The sequence below is a fragment of the Thalassolituus sp. genome, assembly GCF_984348125.1.
This window is the reverse complement of sequence record NZ_CFHJLR010000002.1, coordinates 164,159-181,853: the sequence shown is the minus strand read 5'-3', so window position 1 is coordinate 181,853 and position 17,695 is coordinate 164,159. Positions and strand designations below refer to the sequence as shown.

The 17,695-nt window shown below is 51.6% G+C and carries 20 protein-coding genes; 15 read left to right on the top strand and 5 right to left on the bottom strand.

Translation table 11 applies throughout. From position 1 onward, the window contains the following. Positions 1 to 7: 7 nt before the first annotated feature. Positions 8 to 679 carry a glutathione S-transferase gene (locus tag AC5E51_RS02315; protein WP_068441227.1) on the bottom strand — a complete coding sequence of 224 codons (672 nt, stop codon included), beginning with the start codon at positions 677 to 679 and terminating at the stop codon, positions 8 to 10. A gap of 552 nt (positions 680 to 1,231) precedes the next feature. Here AC5E51_RS02315 and AC5E51_RS02310 point away from each other — a divergent pair. Continuing rightward, positions 1,232 to 1,462: a hypothetical protein gene (locus AC5E51_RS02310; protein WP_068439062.1), complete on the top strand. Its 231-nt coding sequence runs from the start codon at positions 1,232 to 1,234 to the stop codon at positions 1,460 to 1,462. Between the two features lie 38 nt (positions 1,463 to 1,500). Here AC5E51_RS02310 and AC5E51_RS02305 read toward each other — a convergent pair whose 3' ends face one another. From AC5E51_RS02305 to arsC, 3 genes are read right to left on the bottom strand one after another with little or no spacing between them, the layout of a single operon-like run. After that, positions 1,501 to 1,860: a DUF2069 domain-containing protein gene (locus AC5E51_RS02305; protein WP_068438024.1), complete on the bottom strand. Its 360-nt coding sequence runs from the start codon at positions 1,858 to 1,860 to the stop codon at positions 1,501 to 1,503. Then, entirely contained in the window at positions 1,857 to 2,462 is a 606-nt protein-coding gene (gene wrbA, locus AC5E51_RS02300) for an NAD(P)H:quinone oxidoreductase (RefSeq protein ID WP_068441220.1), read from the bottom strand. The genes AC5E51_RS02305 and wrbA overlap by 4 nt, the downstream gene beginning before the upstream one ends. Next, positions 2,462 to 2,812: an arsenate reductase (glutaredoxin) gene (gene arsC, locus AC5E51_RS02295; protein ID WP_068441218.1), complete on the bottom strand. Its 351-nt coding sequence runs from the start codon at positions 2,810 to 2,812 to the stop codon at positions 2,462 to 2,464. Before arsC ends, wrbA begins: the two co-directional genes overlap by 1 nt. Positions 2,813 to 2,881: 69 nt before the next feature. Here arsC and AC5E51_RS02290 point away from each other — a divergent pair, with 69 nt between their 5' ends. The 14 genes from AC5E51_RS02290 to AC5E51_RS02225 all read left to right on the top strand — a co-directional run bounded on the left by AC5E51_RS02290 (position 2,882) and on the right by AC5E51_RS02225 (position 15,668). Then, entirely contained in the window at positions 2,882 to 4,087 is a 1,206-nt protein-coding gene (locus AC5E51_RS02290; RefSeq protein ID WP_068441215.1) for a YihY family inner membrane protein, read from the top strand. 48 nt (positions 4,088 to 4,135) lie between these two features. Further along, positions 4,136 to 5,500 (top strand): DUF3422 family protein, encoded by a 1,365-nt coding sequence (locus tag AC5E51_RS02285; RefSeq protein ID WP_491778041.1) that lies wholly within the window; start codon positions 4,136 to 4,138, stop codon positions 5,498 to 5,500. Positions 5,501 to 5,618: 118 nt separating this feature from the next. After that, entirely contained in the window at positions 5,619 to 6,050 is a 432-nt protein-coding gene (locus tag AC5E51_RS02280; protein ID WP_068441210.1) for a hypothetical protein, read from the top strand. Then, positions 6,031 to 6,867 (top strand): hypothetical protein, encoded by an 837-nt coding sequence (locus AC5E51_RS02275; RefSeq protein ID WP_491778040.1) that lies wholly within the window; start codon positions 6,031 to 6,033, stop codon positions 6,865 to 6,867. The genes AC5E51_RS02280 and AC5E51_RS02275 overlap by 20 nt, the downstream gene beginning before the upstream one ends. 34 nt (positions 6,868 to 6,901) lie before the next feature. Next, positions 6,902 to 7,783, top strand: coding sequence for a DUF4892 domain-containing protein (locus tag AC5E51_RS02270; RefSeq protein WP_076515990.1), 882 nt, complete (start codon positions 6,902 to 6,904; stop codon positions 7,781 to 7,783). Between the two features lie 47 nt (positions 7,784 to 7,830). Further along, positions 7,831 to 8,763: a patatin-like phospholipase family protein gene (locus tag AC5E51_RS02265; RefSeq protein ID WP_076515992.1), complete on the top strand. Its 933-nt coding sequence runs from the start codon at positions 7,831 to 7,833 to the stop codon at positions 8,761 to 8,763. 39 nt (positions 8,764 to 8,802) lie between these two features. After that, positions 8,803 to 9,738 carry a 50S ribosomal protein L3 N(5)-glutamine methyltransferase gene (gene prmB / locus AC5E51_RS02260; protein ID WP_491778039.1) on the top strand — a complete coding sequence of 312 codons (936 nt, stop codon included), beginning with the start codon at positions 8,803 to 8,805 and terminating at the stop codon, positions 9,736 to 9,738. A gap of 19 nt (positions 9,739 to 9,757) precedes the next feature. Next, complete coding sequence (gene aroC, locus AC5E51_RS02255; protein ID WP_068441201.1) at positions 9,758 to 10,858, top strand: chorismate synthase; 1,101 nt, start codon at positions 9,758 to 9,760, stop codon at positions 10,856 to 10,858. A gap of 84 nt (positions 10,859 to 10,942) precedes the next feature. Continuing rightward, positions 10,943 to 12,106, top strand: a complete 1,164-nt coding sequence (locus AC5E51_RS02250; RefSeq protein WP_491778038.1) for an MFS transporter — start codon at positions 10,943 to 10,945, stop codon at positions 12,104 to 12,106. 19 nt (positions 12,107 to 12,125) lie between these two features. Next, entirely contained in the window at positions 12,126 to 12,368 is a 243-nt protein-coding gene (locus tag AC5E51_RS02245) for a DUF6489 family protein (RefSeq protein ID WP_491778037.1), read from the top strand. A gap of 186 nt (positions 12,369 to 12,554) precedes the next feature. Next, entirely contained in the window at positions 12,555 to 12,947 is a 393-nt protein-coding gene (locus AC5E51_RS02240; RefSeq protein WP_068436212.1) for a phasin family protein, read from the top strand. Between the two features lie 102 nt (positions 12,948 to 13,049). Then, positions 13,050 to 14,861, top strand: coding sequence for a class I poly(R)-hydroxyalkanoic acid synthase (gene phaC / locus AC5E51_RS02235; protein ID WP_491778036.1), 1,812 nt, complete (start codon positions 13,050 to 13,052; stop codon positions 14,859 to 14,861). Positions 14,862 to 14,959: 98 nt separating this feature from the next. After that, complete coding sequence (locus AC5E51_RS02230) at positions 14,960 to 15,403, top strand: hypothetical protein (protein ID WP_491778035.1); 444 nt, start codon at positions 14,960 to 14,962, stop codon at positions 15,401 to 15,403. Further along, a complete protein-coding gene (locus AC5E51_RS02225; protein WP_297532172.1) occupies positions 15,393 to 15,668 on the top strand; it encodes a YheU family protein in 276 nt (91 codons plus the stop codon). The genes AC5E51_RS02230 and AC5E51_RS02225 overlap by 11 nt, the downstream gene beginning before the upstream one ends. A gap of 10 nt (positions 15,669 to 15,678) precedes the next feature. Here AC5E51_RS02225 and mnmC read toward each other — a convergent pair whose 3' ends face one another. Beyond that, positions 15,679 to 17,670 (bottom strand): bifunctional tRNA (5-methylaminomethyl-2-thiouridine)(34)-methyltransferase MnmC2/FAD-dependent 5-carboxymethylaminomethyl-2-thiouridine(34) oxidoreductase MnmC1, encoded by a 1,992-nt coding sequence (gene mnmC, locus AC5E51_RS02220; RefSeq protein WP_491778034.1) that lies wholly within the window; start codon positions 17,668 to 17,670, stop codon positions 15,679 to 15,681. Positions 17,671 to 17,695 lie beyond the last annotated feature (25 nt).

Genomic DNA, 17,695 nt, shown 5'->3' with positions numbered 1-17,695 from the left:
TTTACGATCAGGCGTAATCGTATGGGCCACCTTTTTTCAGTGCATTCTGATAAGCCGGAAGTGCGTGTACCTTTTTAACCCAGGCATTGATCGCGGGTAATTTAGACGCAATATCGGAGCGGGTCATGGCTGCTTCCAGAGGGAATATCATCTGAAAGTCAGCGGCAGACATTTCGTCTCCGGAGAACCACATATTTTTACTCAGGTGATCCTCGATAAAGCGCAGGGAGTTTTCAACGTTCGGACTGATAAAGCTTTTCATTACCTGATCAGCAATACCTTTGGCTACCGGTCGAACAAAAAAGGGCATAGGGGCCGTCTTCACTTTGGTAAATACCAGGCTCATCACCAGATACGGCATCAATGAGCCTTCAGCAAAGTGCAGCCAGTATTCAGTCTGCTGAGCTGCATCACTATCTTGTGTGCTGCTGAAACGATTGTCTTTGTCGTAGTTACGGATCAGGTAGTTTACGATTACTGCGGATTCCGCGACGACTTTTCCACCGTCGGTAATCAGCGGAGACTTACCCAGAGGGTGTATCGCCTTGAGTTCATCAGGAGCCAGGTTTGTTTTAGGATCGCGTTTATAAAGCTTGATTTCATATTCGATACCCAGCTCTTCGAGCAACCAGAGAATACGTTGTGAACGCGAGTTTTCAAGATGATGAAGCGTGACCATAAGTACCTGACCATTAAGAATTGAAGTTTACAGACTCTTATAACGGACACGCTTTAGGATTGAAAGTGCCTTATCCGAGCGGGTACTGAATTGAGTGATAAAGAGAGGGATATGCAGCGAAACAGAGTGTTCCGTTGCTTCCAGAGCTGGCCGAATCAATCACATCTGTTTTTAAGCGGAGGTAACCAACCAGGGAACCGCGCTGACGGATAGCATCCCGCGTTGAACTCGGGACAGCATTGTCTGGAAGCGCATTCAGAAACTCGTCTGGAGCCTCCTGAAATCCTCGCATCTCAGAACGAAGTAGATGATCGCCACCCACAAGGAAGTTGTCGCCTGTTCTTTGTAAACGATATCGCCACGGTCAGAGGCCAGGAAAACGTCATACAGGCCTTCGCCACTCAGATACTCGCGCTTCTCATGGGAGTTTCCGTTTATCGATCTGCCTAATCAGAATAGAATACGAATATAGGTCTGGGTCTCTGTGTCATGTATGACACAGTCCCGTAATTTTGGTAGGGCCGATGGGCCTGTTTAAGAGTGTAGTAGACAATGGAACGGACAGAGCGGGATTTTTACGCGCGCGATAAAGAAGATCAGGAAGCCTTTCTGACGCAAACCTGGTGCAATGACTGCATGGAAGTGGACCTGGGAATGAAAGACCCGGTTGAGTACGAAATGGGCGGCGTTGTTTATATCGACGGTAAGTGTGTAAAGTGTGGCAGCACGGTTACGACTGAGATTGCCGACGATGATACGGACGGAGAGTGGGACGACGAGTAATGTCATCCCATTCGTAGTGAGCAGGCTTTGATCGCAGATTAAGCCTGTTCTTCTGCTTTCTTCCAGCGGGTAAACATCAGCGAAGCGATGAACATCAGCGCTATGGTCAGAACCTGAAGCCACATCCAGGTGCCAGCTCCTGTTGCGATAATCACAACGAAGTAGAACATGGCCATGTACGCAAGCCAGGAGGCTGCGTAATGCGATTTCTTGATGATGCCCGGAATGAATAGCAGCAGTGGGATACACTTCACTAGCCAGAACATCAGTGTAGCTCCGAGAATATCCTCATCGCCTTTTACATGTTCCGGTGCGCTGGCGTAAGTTCCTGCCAATAAAAGACCGAAGAGGCCGAGATAACAGAGCACCATCGCCCACCAGGCGCGGTTTGACTTCATTCTTCCGCTCCTGACAGTCGTTTAGCCAGTGTTGCCATACGTGCCCCCTGAGCTTTACAAAGTCCTATTTCTTCCTTGCTTAACTCGCGATCACCGTTCGGGCCCGCCCAATGCGTAGCGCCGTAAGGGGTACCGCCTGAGGAGGTTGTGGATAAACCGGCCTCGCTGTACGGCAGGCCTGCTATGACCATCCCGTGATGCATCAATGGCGTCATCATCGAAGTCAGGGTGGTTTCCTGGCCGCCGTGTAAGGACGAAGTAGAAGTGAACACACTGGCAGGTTTATCAATCAGCGCGCCCGTCAGCCAGAGGTTGCTGGTGGTATCGAGGAAATATTTCAGTGGTGCTGCCATGTTGCCAAAGCGGGTTGGGCTACCCAGCACCAGACCTGAGCAGTGCTTGATATCGTCGAGAGTGCAATAGACTGCGCCGTCATCTGGCACTGCCGGCGCAGTGGCTTCAGATTCCGGGCTGACTTCTGGCACAGTGCGTAAACGGGCCTCCAGTCCGGCTGATTCGATACCTCGTGCAATCAGCTTAGCCATTTCGGCAGTTTTGCCGTGGCGGCTGTAATAAAGCACCAGAACGTAGGGCGTAGCCATTAAATAATCTCCAGTACCTGCTCTGGTGGACGGCCGATGCGAGCCTGGTCACCCTTGATCACAATAGGGCGCTCAATAAGCTTGGGTGATGCGATCATCGCCTGAATGATGGCGTCGTCAGCGACGTTTTTATCATTCAGACCATGTTCTTTATATTCGGCTTCTTTGGTTCGAAGAAGCTCACGCGGCGTAATGCCGAGCTTATCTATGACCGCTTTCAGGGTCGCTGCATCGGGTGTTTCTTTCAGATACTCGACCACCGTTGGTTCGACGCCGTTTTCTTGTAAAAGCGCCAGTGTCTGGCGGGACTTGGAGCAACGGGGATTGTGATAAATGGTAATATCGCTCATGCTTTTTCTGAATTCCGGTAGACAGTCATTTGGTCGCCATTGTAACAAGGATACCCGCTAAGGATACCTATGAAGCCGAGTTTTATCCCTGAACCAGCCCATGTCGGACGCGTTTTATGGCAGACACTCAAGCGTTTCGAAAGCATGGAGCGTCGCAAGGAAGCTGCTGCTCTGACATACACCACACTGTTCGCTCTGGTGCCTGTGATCACCGTCAGCTATTCGATACTCAGTGCTATCCCGACGCTGCAGGAGTGGGGGCAGGATGCGAACCAGCAACTGCTTAGCTATGTTCTGCCGCAGGGCAGTGAAGTGATTACGGATTACCTGCGCCAGTTCAGTGAGCAGGCAAGACAGCTGACCTGGATCGGTATCGCCGCCTTATTTGTGACTTGTATTTTCCTGCTGCAAACCATTGAAGGACAGTTCAACCGAATCTGGAACGTTGAAAGTTCGCGTTCGAAAATTCAGACATTTTTCCGCTACTGGGCTGTATTGAGCCTCGGTCCGCTGCTGTTTGGTGCCGGAGTGGCCACATCTTCTGTTCTGGCGTCGATGCCGCTTTGGGAGAGCTCTCCCGGTGGGCCTCTGACAATACTAGCGCGGCTTATCCCGTGGATACTGACCATCGGCGCAGTGACCGTGGTCTATCTGATGGTGCCTAATTGTAAAGTACCCGTGCCTCATGCATTGATAGCCGCCATTATCGTTGCCTCGGCCTTTGAATTGGGCAAGTTTCTGTTCAGTGGCGCTCTGGGGCTTTTTCCATCATATAAGCTGATTTATGGCGCGTTTGCTGCCGTTCCGCTGTTTCTGTTGTGGATCTATGTATCCTGGATGCTTCTGCTACTGGGGGCTGAGCTGAGCTATGGCCTGAGCCATTATCGTCGGCCTGGTGCAGGGCGTCATCCGGTGAATGAGCGATTGCGACTGGCAGAAATTCTGATCAAAGCCCGGAGTGGTGAACCTCTAAATCGCGAGCTGGATATCCGGCGCCAATTGGGTGACGTCGATGCAGGGCGAGTTACCAATATGCTTAATGAATTTCGCAAGTCGGGTTGGGTTGTATTCACGGAGGAGGGGCGCTGGGCCTGGGTTCGGGCGCCTGAGACCATTAAAACCTCTGAGTTCTTTGCCGGGCAGGCATTGAAGGAGCTGTGTAAGGCCAATGCCGGAGATGCCAAAAAGCTGGTGAAATTACGCCAATGGCAAAATGACTTTAGTTCAGAGTTCGGAGAGCGCTTCGATATACCGCTCAGTGAATTACTTGACTGAGAGCGCGTGTCAGCCCCGAGTGATGAGCAGATACATCAGGAGAACCCAATGAAACATGCGATACAGGAAATAGCGAGTGAGGCGGGCACGCCCGAGATCAGCGCTCCGGCGGTCTCGCTGCGCGTACACCCGCAAAGGTCATCGCTCTACGAAGAATTGCACAACCGTCCATCGCCAATCATTGAGGGCGGTTGTCAGGTCACTCACTTTACAGTGATGCTCGATAACAATCGTGAAGAAATTCTCGAGCACGTAAATGACCTATGTCGTCGTTATAGTGTGCCGGCTCCGGGTAACGACTCCAGTTGCTTGTATCAGGATTTTGGTGGGTTTGAGCTGCGCTGGGAACGCCATCTGGAATTTGCGAACTTCACCTTTATCAGCAAAGACGCAGCCCCGTTTTCTGACGATGCTCTGGCGTTTATTCCTAAAGACTGGCTAGCCAGCATGCCCGGAGAATTAGTCGTAGCCGTTAATCTGGTGATGGTTGAATCCGAACCCAGTGACGTTGACCTGAAGCGCTGGTTCGAAGGTCAGCGTGTGTCTGGTTCAGAAGTCGCTGAGAATAAAGCCCAGGTCTGGACCGCGTTTAAGCTTCATAGCGACGGATTTGGGCGTATCGTCGCCTGGAACCGGGATCTCAATGCTTATCAGGCCGGTCGCATGGTACAGCGGTTGTGTGAGCTGGAAACTTACCGCCTGATGTCATTGCTGGCTCTGCCTGTAGCCCGGGAAATGGGCGCAGAATTGTCACGTATCGAGGACAATCTGGCGACTCTGAATTTGAGTATCTCAGAAATCGACAAAGACAAAGATGAGCGCGAGCTGCTGCAGGAACTGTCGCATCTGGCGGCAGAAGTCGAGCGCCATCGCTCTGACACAAACTTCCGATTCTCAGCTTCAGTGGCCTACCACGATCTGGTCAGAGACAGAATCAAACAGCTGCAGGAAGTCCCAATGGATGGTGTTCAGAGCCTGCAGGAGTTCCTTGAGCGTCGACTGACGCCAGGCATCAAAACCTGTAACTCGGTCAGGGATCGTCTTGAGGATTTGTCGCGTCGTATTCACCGGACCACAAGTCTGCTGAGAACACGAGTCGACTTGTCGATTCAGGAGCAGAATCAGCACCTGTTATCCTCCATGAACCGTCGCAGTCAGTTGCAACTGAGATTGCAGCAGACGGTGGAAGGGCTCTCGGTGGTTGCTATCGGCTACTATCTGTTGTCGTTGCTGGAAATAGCATTTAATGGCCTGAAAGCGGTAGGGGTACCTATCGATGTCAGTCTGGCGAAGGGCGTAGCGATGCCTGTGGTGCTGTTATTGGTGCTGCTCGGTGTTCGCAGCGTCCGAACGCATATTACACGACGGAACCGGGCTGCTGACGGAAACAGCGGAAAATCAGAGCGGCAGTAAACTGACACTGTGCGGTAAGAAACGACCGCATATCTTTTTATCTATCTGATTTTTAAAGGATTTGTTATTTTGGCTTGCTAATTGCTGAATCCTCCTCATCTTCAGTGGAGGATGCAGTATGCTGAATTGGTTGCCTGAACATATACAGAAGCCGGTGGCGTCGATACCAACCACCGGCACTCCTCATTCTCTCGTCCGTCGTTCAGCGGATGTATTGGCTCTTCTTATTCGCGATGCGCTGCTGGCGGGCGATCATGAGAGCGCATTCGCACTTGCCGGAGTACGTGATGTACTCAATGGTCTGAGTAAACCGACAGATCCTCTTCGTCGACGTGCCGAATCTGACGCATATGACTTTATTGCCGACTACACTGAAAGTCAGGCAGAGGTTGGAGTGCGCGGGCAGGCTCTTGCAGATCTGAAACTCGTTGCTGATGTTCTTGCAGCAACCGATATCGCCCGTAAACAGGAAGCAGCCTCTGGGCAACTCTGCAGTTTTGCCCGTGTTGAAGAGATTATCGGAAATTTGTATGCGAAAAATAACGACTAGCCTGCTGCTGTCATTGGCAGCACTTCAGGCAAATGCGTCCACCTTTCAATGGGGGCAGGAAATTTCAGGGGCGCCCGACAGCGGCGTAGGTACACGATTTGCGACCAGCACCGTTGCGATTTCATTGCCGCTTGAGCGGGCTGACCGTGGCACAGAATCTCTGACTTCTGATGTGTCTCTGGAGTTAACTGAATTCCGTTGGGAAGGCGCGAATGCCGCAGAGGGTGAATACATCTGGTTATCTGTGCCAATTAAATACCGACAGAAACGCACTGGCAGCACTGAGTTTCACCTGATGGCTGAGCCCGGCGTCATGACGGACCTCGATGCTGTTGGTACTGAGAATCTCAATCTGAACGTTGAGGTCAGTGGCCGGACTTACACGGGCCGCACGACCTTCTGGCAATACGGTATTGTGGTTGACCGTAAATTTGGCGACCGCAAACCCCGGCCGCTTCTGGCGCTGGCCACCAAGCTGACCTCCGATACTGAAATGTGGTTGGGTTTTCCCAAGTCGAATATTCAGACCCGATGGAGTCAGGAGTTCTCAACCTATGCCCGCTTCTATCCTGACGGTGGTTACTGGAAAGAAGAAGTCGATGATCTGACCCCAGCAAAGGTAACGACCGTCTCTTATACGAACTGGAGAATGGGGGTTGGTGCAGAGTTTCGCTGGCGCAATGGCGTGTGGCTGAATGCCGAGATTGGTCAGCTAAGAAATCGTACGATCAGAGCGACCGACAGTACCGGAGTTGAAGTCAGTGCAGACCCGGCTGAAAACGGTTACTGGCAGCTGGGTGCCAGCCTGAGATTCTGATACATTGGGCAGAGTGTCACATAACAGGTTGCTTATGCTTCTCTTTGCCCGCTACATCCGGTTTTACCCTCTACTTCTGGCGGTAGTTTTCGCTTCTATGATGCCCTCTGGTGCATCTGCAGCACCGCCACCATTCCCCGACAGTGAATTAATCGAACGTTCTGAAGAGAGTGTTTCGCGTTACAGGCTTGTACTTTCTGAACTGAAGCACCAGCGTGCGGATACATTTGGAGAGCGTGAGTTGCGTGTCTCCGGAGAACGTGAGCGTACCGTGTATAATTTGCCGGACGGCGTAAGTCTCGAAGAGGTGAGAGTGTACTTCCGGCGTCAGACCGATGGCCAGAGAACGCTCTATGAGTGTATTGGTATCGATTGCGGAAGCAGTAACTTCTGGGCAAACGACGTGTTTGATCTGTCCAGCCTGGTCAGCCGCGACAAAGATCAGGCGTATTTCGTAACCATTGAGCCATACGCTGATACCCAGAAACTGACCATGGTGTATATCTCCATGCGTGGCGGGCGTCAGCCGAAAGTTCTGATTGATCAGCTAGTCACACGGGCACCCCTGAAAATCGGTCAGGTCACCCAGGACGAAGTACTTGCATCATTGTCCGTGACGTCGGGCTGGCTTCCGGGCTTTGTAGCAGACAGTCGTGGCGTGAACGTTACCGAAAGCCAGATTCTGTTCGATGCTATTCAGGGCCTCTCTGTTGGTCTGAAGACACGCTTACACTTGATGGTGCATTGTTATGATGGTGCACATATCAAGGACACATTAGAATGCTCCGAACGTTTGGCCGAGCAGGTACGCAAAGCGTTACCGGGCATTGATGTCAGAGCGCTGGGTGCATTAACTCCAGCCCCTGCGGCGGACCGCCGACCGGCTGTTCGCTTTACGTTCTGGCCGGGCCGTTAAAGCAGATAAATGCCAGCTCTGGCCTGGCGATAGGACTCGAAAATCCGATGAAGCAGTCAAAGAAAACCGTCGCTCTCGCGCTGGGGAGCGGTGGCGCACGTGGTTATACCCACATAGGCGTTATCCAGGCGCTTGAAGAGCGTGGCTACGATATCGTGAAAATTTCCGGCTGCTCAATGGGCGCCATTGTTGGTGGCTTTTATGCAGCAGGAAAACTTCCCCAGTATCGTGATTGGGTCACCAGTCTCGGTTATATCGACGTTCTTAAACTTGTGGATTTCAGCTTGTTATCCGGTGGTGCTATCAAGCTTGAGAAAGTCTACGGTGTTATCAGTGAGCTTCTCGGCGAGATCAATATTGAAGACCTGAATATTCCCTACACCTCGGTGGCTACTGATCTGAAGCATGAAAAAGAAATCTGGTTCCAGCGGGGTTCACTGGTCGAAGCGATGCGTGCTTCTGCTGCGATTCCAACCATTCTTGAACCCGTCATCACTGACACAATGATGCTGGTGGACGGCGCGGTATTGAACCCTTTACCTATTACCCCGTGCGTGTCAGCTCATGCTGACCTGATTATTGCCGTTGATATCAATTCGGATGTGCCGACACCACAGAACCTCGTAAGAGATGTTGCGGAATCTGAAAGCGAAAAGAAAGCCTGGCTCAATACCGTTATGGATCGTGCTTCTGAGTGGCTTGGTAAGCGCACGAATGAAGCCCGTAAAGAAGCGAATGAGAATCTGGGAAAACTGGAGACCCTGACCCGTATGTTTGAGGTCATGCAGTCTTCTCTGAGTCGCTTTAAGACGGCAGGGTATCCGCCTGATCTGCTGATCCGTATTCCGACTGAAAGCTGTGAAATGTACGAATTTTATCGTGCACAGGAGATGGTTGATCTGGGCTATCAGATTGCTAACGACGCGCTTGATGCGTTCGAGCACGGCCACAGTAGTCTCTATGGTGAGCGCCGCTGCTGATCCTGATACAATAGCGCCTTTTTTGGACGGCCAGACCTGATGAAATTCGACCAACTTGCTCAGGAAGCTATCAATGAACTGTCTACGTTGCAGGATTTTGTGCGCTGGGCTGTGAGTCGGATGGCGGAACATGAGGTTTATCATGGGCATGGTACTGACAATCCGTGGGATGAAGCGCTGTATCTGGTTGCGCACGCACTAAACTTACCATGGCAGCTGGCGGACAACTGGCGGTCTTCGAAGCTGACCCGGTCCGAGCGGGAACGTGTTATCGACCTGCTGAGTCAGCGGATATACGAAAAAGTACCGACACCGTATTTGACGGGGGAAGCCTGGTTTTGTGGTAAACCCTATCTGGTCGATGAGCGGGTTCTGGTGCCACGCTCACCAATTGGTGAACTCATTCAGGCGCGTTTTTCGCCCTGGCTCCCTGAAGGTGCAGAGCCTGCGCGTATTCTGGATCTTTGCACAGGTTCTGGCTGTATCGGCATCGCTTGTGCGCACGAGTTCGGCGATGCTCAGGTGGAGCTGCTCGATATTTCGTTTGAGGCCTTAGAAGTCGCTGAGGCAAATATTGGCCTGCACGTCGTTGACGATCGTGTCTTTGCATTACAGTCTGACCTGTTTTCTGCGGCATCCGGGCGTTACGACATCATTGTGTCGAACCCTCCGTACGTCGATGCCGATGATATGGCGGAGTTGCCGAAGGAATACCGCCACGAACCTGAGCTTGCACTGGCAGCCGGGGATGATGGTCTGGATCTGGTCAGAATTATGCTGGCGGAGGCCCGGGAGTATCTGACGGACGACGGTATCTTCATTCTGGAGGTCGGCAACAGCTTCCCGGCCTTGCAGGCGGCATACCCACAGTTGGCTTTTGAGTGGCCCGAGTTTGAACATGGTGGGCACGGTGTCTGTGTTCTGAGAGCTTCAGACCTTGATGTATTAACTGAAGAATTAACAACAGGCGCGTGAGCGCTGCGACGGAAATCTTATGTCTGGTAACACTTTCGGAAAATTATTCACAGTCACCTCGTTCGGTGAAAGTCACGGACTTGCCCTTGGGGCTATTGTTGATGGTTGCCCTCCGGGTATTCCACTGACTGAAGAAGATCTGCAGGCTGACTTGGATCGTCGTAAGCCTGGAACTTCGCGTCATACGACTCAGCGTCGCGAGCCTGACCAGGTGAAGATTCTTTCTGGCGTTTTCGAAGGCAAGACCACGGGTACTCCGATTGGTCTGATCATCGAAAATACAGATCAGCGCTCTAAAGACTATTCGAACATTGCCAAAACCTTCCGCCCCGCACATGCTGACTACGCCTACACGCAGAAGTATGGTTTCCGCGACTATCGTGGTGGTGGTCGTTCATCTGCACGCGAAACCGCGATGCGTGTTGCTGCTGGCGCGATTGCAAAGAAAGTGCTTGCCGGAAAGGGCATTGAAGTCCGTGGTTACCTTTCTCAGCTTGGTCCAATTAAGGCTGAGGCCTTCGACTGGAACGAGGTTCACAACAATCCTTTCTTCTGTCCTGACGCGAGTAAAGTGCCAGAAATGGAAGAGTACATGGATAAGCTGCGCAAAGAGTGTAACTCTATTGGTGCCCGCATCAGCGTCGTAGCAACAGGCGTAAAGCCGGGTCTCGGTGAGCCGATCTTTGATCGCCTCGATGCGGATCTCGCTCACGCACTCATGAGTATCAACGCAGTGAAGGGCGTAGAAATTGGCGACGGTTTTGATGTTGTCGAACAGAAAGGCACTGAGCACCGGGACGAAATGTCGCCAGAAGGCTTCCTGAGTAATCATGCGGGTGGCGTACTTGGCGGAATTTCTACGGGACAGGACATCATTGCGCATATTGCGCTTAAGCCAACCTCGAGCATGGCTCTGCCGGGGCGCTCTGTAGATACTGACGGTAATCCGATCGAGGTCATCACGAAAGGTCGTCATGATCCGTGTGTTGGTATTCGTGCGACACCAATTGCCGAAGCCATGATGGCCATCGTGCTGCTTGATCACCTGATGCGTGATCGTGGCCAGAATGCCGATGTTGTATGCACTACGCCAGTGATTCCAGGCCAGGCGCCGGAATAAACATCAAGATAAGCACTTCGACTACCAGCGGGCACTCATGACCGCTGGTATCTTCACCTCATACGTATGTCTGGTCGTCCGCTGATGCCAGTTTCACCGTCACGCTTCGCCTTATTTTACGCCCTGTACTTCGCACTCCTGGGGTGTATTGCTCCGTTCTGGGGCCTGTATCTGAAACACCTCTCGTTCACTGCGGTCGAAATTGGTAGCCTCATGGCCTTGTTTGGCGTTGTCAGAATTCTTGCCCCCAATATGTGGGCCGCGCAGAGCCAACGATTCCGTGGCCCGGTTCAGATGGTGCGATTGGCTGGTCTTCTTACCCTGGTCTGCTTTTCTCTGATCTACGTCACACAAAGCTTCTACGGCGTGGCTGCAGTAATGATCGCCTATGGTTTTTTCTGGGCAGCCATGCTGCCGCAGTACGAAGTGCTCTGTATGCAGTCTTTGTCGAATCAAGTTGATCGTTATAGTCGTGTGCGCATGTGGGGGTCGGTTGGCTTTATCGTCAGTGTCGTATTGCTGGGTGCGGTGCTTCAGGCGTTGAGTATCTCAGTGCTACCTGCGGTGATGTGGGCACTCATGTTTTGCATCGTCGGTAATGCCTGGCTGATGCCACACGTTAACCATCCGGTCAAACCTGATAGTCCGACGGACCAGCAGTTCTGGCGACGATTGCTTCAGGGCCCTGTGGCCGGCTTTATTCTTCTTAATGTCCTGCTTCAGCTTTCTTTCGGCCCTTATTACACCTTTTTCAGTATCTATTTGGAGGAGGCCGGCTACAGTGCCAGTCTGACCGGTGTGATATGGGGAGTCGGGGTAATTGCCGAAGTCATTCTGTTCTGGCAGTTCGGACGCATCATGCATCTTCTCAGTTGGAGGGCGTGGATTGTTCTGAGTCTGGCCCTGACGGCCGTTAGATGGACGTTGACCGGATACCTTATCGGATCTCTCTGGGTGCTTCTGCTGTTGCAAATCTTACACGCGTTCAGTTTTGGCGTGATGCATGCCGTATCCATGCGTTACGTTCAGGCACTTTTCCCTGATCATCTTCAGGGTCGCGCACAGGCATTGTACAGCAGTGTCAGTTTTGGCTTAGGAGGTGCAGTTGGTGCCTGGGTCAGTGGCTTGCTCTGGGAGCCGCTGGGTGGCACGCTGGTATTTGTGCTTGCAGGGGGCGCATCTGTGGCCGGTGCGGTCGTAGCCTGGCTTAGTTTGTCCCCTGACGAGCAGCGACAGAGCCGCCAATAACCACAAAAAGGAACACGAAATGAAAGTGAATGTCACATTCGATATGACGCCAGAAGAATTCCGTCGTCTGCTTGGTTTACCCGACGTTCAGCAATTTCAGACAGATGTGTTTGAACAAATGATGGAAAAAATGAAGGCGGGAGAAGATGGATACGATCCTATGAGTGTCTACCAGCCAATGATGGAAAAAGGCATGAGTGCAATGACCAATTTTCAGCAGAATCTGATGTCTATGATGATGGCTGGACAGTCCAAAGACTGACTTAATTGGATAAATTCGGACACAGTGACGGGCAATGTAAGCTTTGCTCATTCCGGTGCGGTTGAAGGGGTGCAATCACCGCTGTGACTGCTACTTTAATCGTACGGCTGTCACCCAAGTGTAATGTTACTTCTGCAGCATGTGGAAGTGACAGTTGTTCTTACCAACCATTGAAGGAGCAAGACCATGCAAGAGAATATTCTTAATGCATTCGCTGAACAGGCAAAAACGATGTACGCGCCTATGTCGAAGTTCAACAGTCTGTTCGTTGAAAACATGGAGAAGCTGACTGAGTATCAGATCAACGCGGTTAAGAGCTACGCTGAAATGGGACTGAGCCAGATGAAATCTGCGGCTGATGTACAGGACCTGGAATCAATGCGTACGTTCGCGTCGTCTCAGGCTGAAGTTGCATCTGGCATGAACAAGAAAATCATGGAAGACGTTAAAACACTGTCTGACATGACTATGGAGTTCAAAACCCAGATGGAAGGCATCATGGAAGAGATGCGTAACACTGCGGCAGAGACTGCGAAAACAACAGCTAAAACTGCAGCGTCGAAAGCCAAAGCGGCTTAATCTGGCGGCTGCAGTAGATAAGGCCACCCTTTGCGGTGGCCTTTTTTGATCGGACGTCTTACTAACTGAGTTGTTTATTAATTGCATGGAGATTGAACGTCGATGAGTGATGTGTCTGAGCAGCTGACGGCTGCAGTTAGCGATTATTATGATATGGCTATACAGGCGGCGGAGCATACCGGCAAAGTTTGGGAAAAATTCATAAAGCAGCCGACCTCAGCAGAAGACCCGGCAGCGTGTGTATTGAACGATTTCTCAGAAGCCCTTAAAGAGCTGGGCGAAGCCATGATGGAGCACCCGGATAAACTTATCGATGACCAGATGGATCTGCTTAAACAGCAGCAGGCGTTATTTCAGTACACTGTGCTTCGCTTGATGGGCAAAGAGGTTGAGCCCGTCGTTGAGCCAGAAAAAGGCGATAAACGATTCAGGAATGCTGAATGGGAAGCGAACCCTTTCTTTGATTACCTGAAGCAGCTTTACCTTATTCAGGGAAATACCCTGAAAAAGATGATTGACGACACAGACGGCCTCAGCGATAACGCACGACGTAAAGTTGAATACCTGATCCGTCAGTATACAAATGCGATGGCACCCTCCAATTTTGCCGGCCTGAATCCTGATGTGATCAATAAAACGCTCGAAACCGGAGGAGCGAACCTCGCTCACGGTATCGAGCAACTAACTGAAGATCTGGAGGCCAGTGCGAATGGCGCATTAAATGTTGCTATGACGGATACTTCGGCCTTTCAGGTGGGTGTGAACGTAGCAACGACGCCAGGAAAGGTGGTATACCAGAATGAGCTGATGCAGCTGATTCAATATTCGCCAACAACGGAAGAAGTTTTCAAGCGCCCACTTCTGGTCATTCCGCCTTTTATCAACAAATACTACATCATGGACCTGCGTGAGAATAACTCGCTGCTTCGCTGGCTGGTAGGTCAGGGGCATACGGTGTTTGTTATCTCGTGGGTTAACCCCGGCCCGTCATTACGTGATAAAGGTTTTGATAACTACCTGCTGGAAGGCCCGGTAGAGGCGTTGAATGTGATCGAGCAGATTACTGGTGAAAAAGATGTTAACGCGATCGGTTACTGCCTCGGCGGCACTCTGTTATCGGCGACTCTGTCTTACCTGAAGAAAAAGCGCAAAGAACGTATTAAGTCGGCCACCTTTCTTGCGACACTGATCGACTTTTCGATGCCGGGAGAAATTGGTGTATTCATTAACGAAACGACCATTGCTGGGCTGGAAAAACAAATGGACATGCTCGGTTATTATGATGGCCGTCAGATGTCTTTCAGCTTTAATACATTGCGCGAGAATGATCTTTTCTGGTCTTTCTTTGTGAATAATTATCTGAAGGGCGAGCGCCCGGCTGCATTTGATTTACTGTACTGGAATACGGACAGTACGAATCTTCCTGCGCGGATGCATTCGTACTATCTGCGCAACATGTATCTGAATAATCTTCTGCGCGAGAAGAATGCATTGGAAGTCGATGGCGTAAAAATCGATCTTTCTGCGGTTAAAATTCCAACATATTTCCTGTCGACGTCCCAGGATCATATTGCTCTGTGGAAAGCCTCTTACGAAGGCGCCAAAGTGCTTGGTGGAAAGCCACGTTTTGTCCTGGGTGGCTCAGGTCATATTGCAGGTGTTATTAATCCTCCAGCCGCCGACAAATACAACTACTGGACCAACGACTCCTTGCCTGAAGACAGTGATGAATGGTTCCAGGGCGCCGAGAGCCATCGTGGCTCATGGTGGCCGGACTGGGAGGCCTGGATTCAGGAGCAGGGTGGTGCAGAGCGTGTACCCGCCCGGGAACCGGGAGACGGCCCGCTGGCGGCCATAGAAGATGCCCCCGGTAGCTATGTTCGTATGCGTATTCAAGACGTTGTCGGGCGTTGAATGGTGTTTGTATGATTCCACTCATAGTTGCTCAGGCAGTTTCTGTCGGAGCAACTTTTGGGTATCATCAAAACCTTAGTCAGCATTGAGAGAAGCTCGTGTCTCAGTTTGATCAGGAATCGATCGTCTACGGCGTGATTCGCCATATTCCTTCCACAGAAGATCTCGCAGCCCGTCGCGAGCGCCGCACCAACTGGGGAGCGATCCAAACCTTACCTGTCGGTTTGGATGATGACTTCTCCCTACTTAAGCGAGAGATGTTTTCAATTTCAGGCGATGATATTTTCAGTGGCGCTTACCAGACTCAGATCATTCACTTCGCTGCCTCTTATCGTGCTGTAGAGTATGAGTGGGAAAGCTGGTTGCGCCAGTTCGAAAGTCTGCTGAAAGCGATGCACTGGGTTTCCGCCACGGTTCACCTGGAAACCGAACTCTCTGGTAAGCACACATTCAACTGGCAAGCAGAGCATGGACATCAGCCCTCAGATGCTGAATTGCGTATGAGTTGTGAGTGGGAGCGGGAGGGTGCTTTTGCCATCTGACTTTCACTCTGGCGATGGACAGGCGCCAGAAGAGGGTGTCATCCGCGTTCCCTACGACCGCCTTTCTGCCGACGCCCTGGACGGTATTATCGAAGAGTTTGTCAGCCGTGAAGGCACCGATTACGGCGACTATAACTACTCTTTTGACGACAAAAAAGAACAGGTTCGTGAGCAGATACGCCGCGGACAGGTTGTCATCCTGTTTGACCCGGTTGGGGAAACCTGCCAACTGGCGCTTCTCGATCAGTTACCCCCGGGGCTTTGACCATCGGCTTTTATAATTTATTGCGGATTAAATCCCGCAATAAAAACCGGTTTGGTGCCAAAGCATCGATCACGGTTTGACTGGTACTGACGGCATCACCAGCCATCTGTTCGGCGATCAGTTCTGCGCATAAAGAAGAGGACGCCAGTCCTCGCGAGCCGTGGCCAATATTCAACCAGACTCCGCTCATCCAGGGCATAGGCTCACGAGGGATGCGCTTCGCGTTTTTGGTCATCGGGCGAAAGCGCTTTACGAATTCATCTTTAACAACCAGTGGTCCCGCCATCGGCAGGTAGTCCGGTGTTGTACAGCGAAAGCCCACACGGCCACCAATAATTTCAGCGGAGTTCGCAGCAGTTTCCCATTCAGCACCAAAATCACAGAGATGGCTCAGGTTGGTTTGATGATCCGAGTCCCGAAGCTCTGCTTCTTCATCTTTTAAGTTATAGGTAGCACCGAGTACGAGGCGCCCGTTGAGTGGCGGTGCCATGTAGCTGCGCGCACAGAGTACGGTATCTGCCGTTGGTAATGCATCAGCATTAAGATAAGTAAGCTGCCCACGAATTTTTTTGGTTGGCAGGTAGCTATGCTCACCAGCAAGTTCATTCGCTTGGTGGGCTGTTGCTATTACGATCGCAGAGGCATCAAGGTCACCAGAGTCTGTAGTAATGGCCAGTGCATTCTGTTCGCCGGTTATCCTTGTTACTGCGGCGGTAATAAACTGAATATTCGGGTGGTTGACGAGAGCTTTGCAGAAATCAGCCGGAGATACCCATCCGGCCGCTGGGAAGATCAGCCCTTTCTTTTCGCTATCAGACGCTACGAATTCAGCGGGTGGTTTATGCCGCTCTATGAAGCGTTGCTGACGCACTTCTTCTTTAGCGCTGTAGGCGAGCTGTAGTACGCCACAGGCATCCCAGGTTTTATTATTCTCTACTGGAGCTTCCAGCATACGCTCGACTTCTTTCAGAGCGAGCAGATAGGCCTGACGATAAAAATCAGAATGGGTTGCCTGATCGTCTGCGGCCAGCTTTATGTAAAGTCCGCCTTGTGGATTCCCTGAGGCCCCATTGGCGATACCTTCAGGGTCGCACAGCGTGACCCGGAAACCACGCTCTGCCAGCGCTCGCGCTGTGGTGCAGCCAGAGAGACCAGCACCTGCAACGACGACTTTGCTGGCGTCTGTAAGTGGTGCAGGAAACAGTTGCCATGGTAGATGGTTATGCAACCGACTTTGCTCTGGGCCGGTGGTTGCCGCATACCTGCCTGCGAGCATTTCTCTTTTGCGGCCGAAGCCTGGTACTTTTGCGATGTTAAAACCGGCGCCTTTTAACCCTCGCCTGACCACGCCTGCTGCGGTAAAGGTCGCCACCGTCGGTATTCGATTTGAGCGAGGGTTTCTGCTAATGCGTCGAATCTCAGAAAACAGCGCGTCAGACCACATCGCAGGGTTTTTCGCTGGGGCAAAACCATCAAGAAACCAGGCGTCAACCGGGCCATTCAGTTGGGGGAGAGCAGAATGAACATCATCAAAAATCAGCGTCAAAGAGACCCGCTCATCCGGCCATTTGAGAGTATGGAATCCTCTTAATGCCGGAGGGTAAGCTTCAATAAGCCTGTCTGATAATTCCCTAAGCTCCGGCCACAGGGCCAGTGCTTTTTGCAGTTGTTCACGGCTTAACGGGAATTTTTCGATGCTGGTAAAGTGCAGCCAGTTATTCTCGCCACGAGTGGATTGGAAAGCCTGCCAGGTAGCAAGAAAATTGAGCCCGGTGCCAAAGCCGGTCTCAATAATGCGGAAGGGCGCCTGGTGAGACTGCCAGCGCTGCGGAAGGCCATTCTGTTTCAGAAAAACGTAGCGGGTTTCCTCCAAGCCGTTCTCAACTGAAAAGTATGGGTCGTCGAAGTCATCAGCCACCGGGAGGCCATGCTCGTTCCAGGTGAGGTCTGGATGCCTCAGGACCGTATCGGTATCACCCGTGGTTGTTTCTTTGATGCTCAAATTTCTCATCCGTCCGGTTTCTCGG

Bases quoted from the DNA above. Each gene is read 5' to 3' on its own strand.
- wrbA (WP_068441220.1), bottom strand. From the start codon at position 2,462: ATGGCTACGCCCTACGTTCTGGTGCTTTATTACAGCCGCCACGGCAAA.
- AC5E51_RS02275 (WP_491778040.1), top strand. From the start codon at position 6,031: ATGCGAAAAATAACGACTAGCCTGCTGCTGTCATTGGCAGCACTTCAG.
- AC5E51_RS02310 (WP_068439062.1), top strand. From the start codon at position 1,232: ATGGAACGGACAGAGCGGGATTTTTACGCGCGCGATAAAGAAGATCAG.
- arsC (WP_068441218.1), bottom strand. From the start codon at position 2,812: ATGAGCGATATTACCATTTATCACAATCCCCGTTGCTCCAAGTCCCGC.
- AC5E51_RS02240 (WP_068436212.1), top strand. From the start codon at position 12,555: ATGCAAGAGAATATTCTTAATGCATTCGCTGAACAGGCAAAAACGATG.
- AC5E51_RS02315 (WP_068441227.1), bottom strand. From the start codon at position 679: ATGGTCACGCTTCATCATCTTGAAAACTCGCGTTCACAACGTATTCTC.
- aroC (WP_068441201.1), top strand. From the start codon at position 9,758: ATGTCTGGTAACACTTTCGGAAAATTATTCACAGTCACCTCGTTCGGT.
- AC5E51_RS02285 (WP_491778041.1), top strand. From the start codon at position 4,136: ATGAAACATGCGATACAGGAAATAGCGAGTGAGGCGGGCACGCCCGAG.
- phaC (WP_491778036.1), top strand. From the start codon at position 13,050: ATGAGTGATGTGTCTGAGCAGCTGACGGCTGCAGTTAGCGATTATTAT.
- AC5E51_RS02290 (WP_068441215.1), top strand. From the start codon at position 2,882: ATGAAGCCGAGTTTTATCCCTGAACCAGCCCATGTCGGACGCGTTTTA.
- AC5E51_RS02245 (WP_491778037.1), top strand. From the start codon at position 12,126: ATGAAAGTGAATGTCACATTCGATATGACGCCAGAAGAATTCCGTCGT.
- AC5E51_RS02250 (WP_491778038.1), top strand. From the start codon at position 10,943: ATGCCAGTTTCACCGTCACGCTTCGCCTTATTTTACGCCCTGTACTTC.
- AC5E51_RS02280 (WP_068441210.1), top strand. From the start codon at position 5,619: ATGCTGAATTGGTTGCCTGAACATATACAGAAGCCGGTGGCGTCGATA.
- AC5E51_RS02270 (WP_076515990.1), top strand. From the start codon at position 6,902: ATGCTTCTCTTTGCCCGCTACATCCGGTTTTACCCTCTACTTCTGGCG.
- AC5E51_RS02265 (WP_076515992.1), top strand. From the start codon at position 7,831: ATGAAGCAGTCAAAGAAAACCGTCGCTCTCGCGCTGGGGAGCGGTGGC.
- prmB (WP_491778039.1), top strand. From the start codon at position 8,803: ATGAAATTCGACCAACTTGCTCAGGAAGCTATCAATGAACTGTCTACG.
- AC5E51_RS02305 (WP_068438024.1), bottom strand. From the start codon at position 1,860: ATGAAGTCAAACCGCGCCTGGTGGGCGATGGTGCTCTGTTATCTCGGC.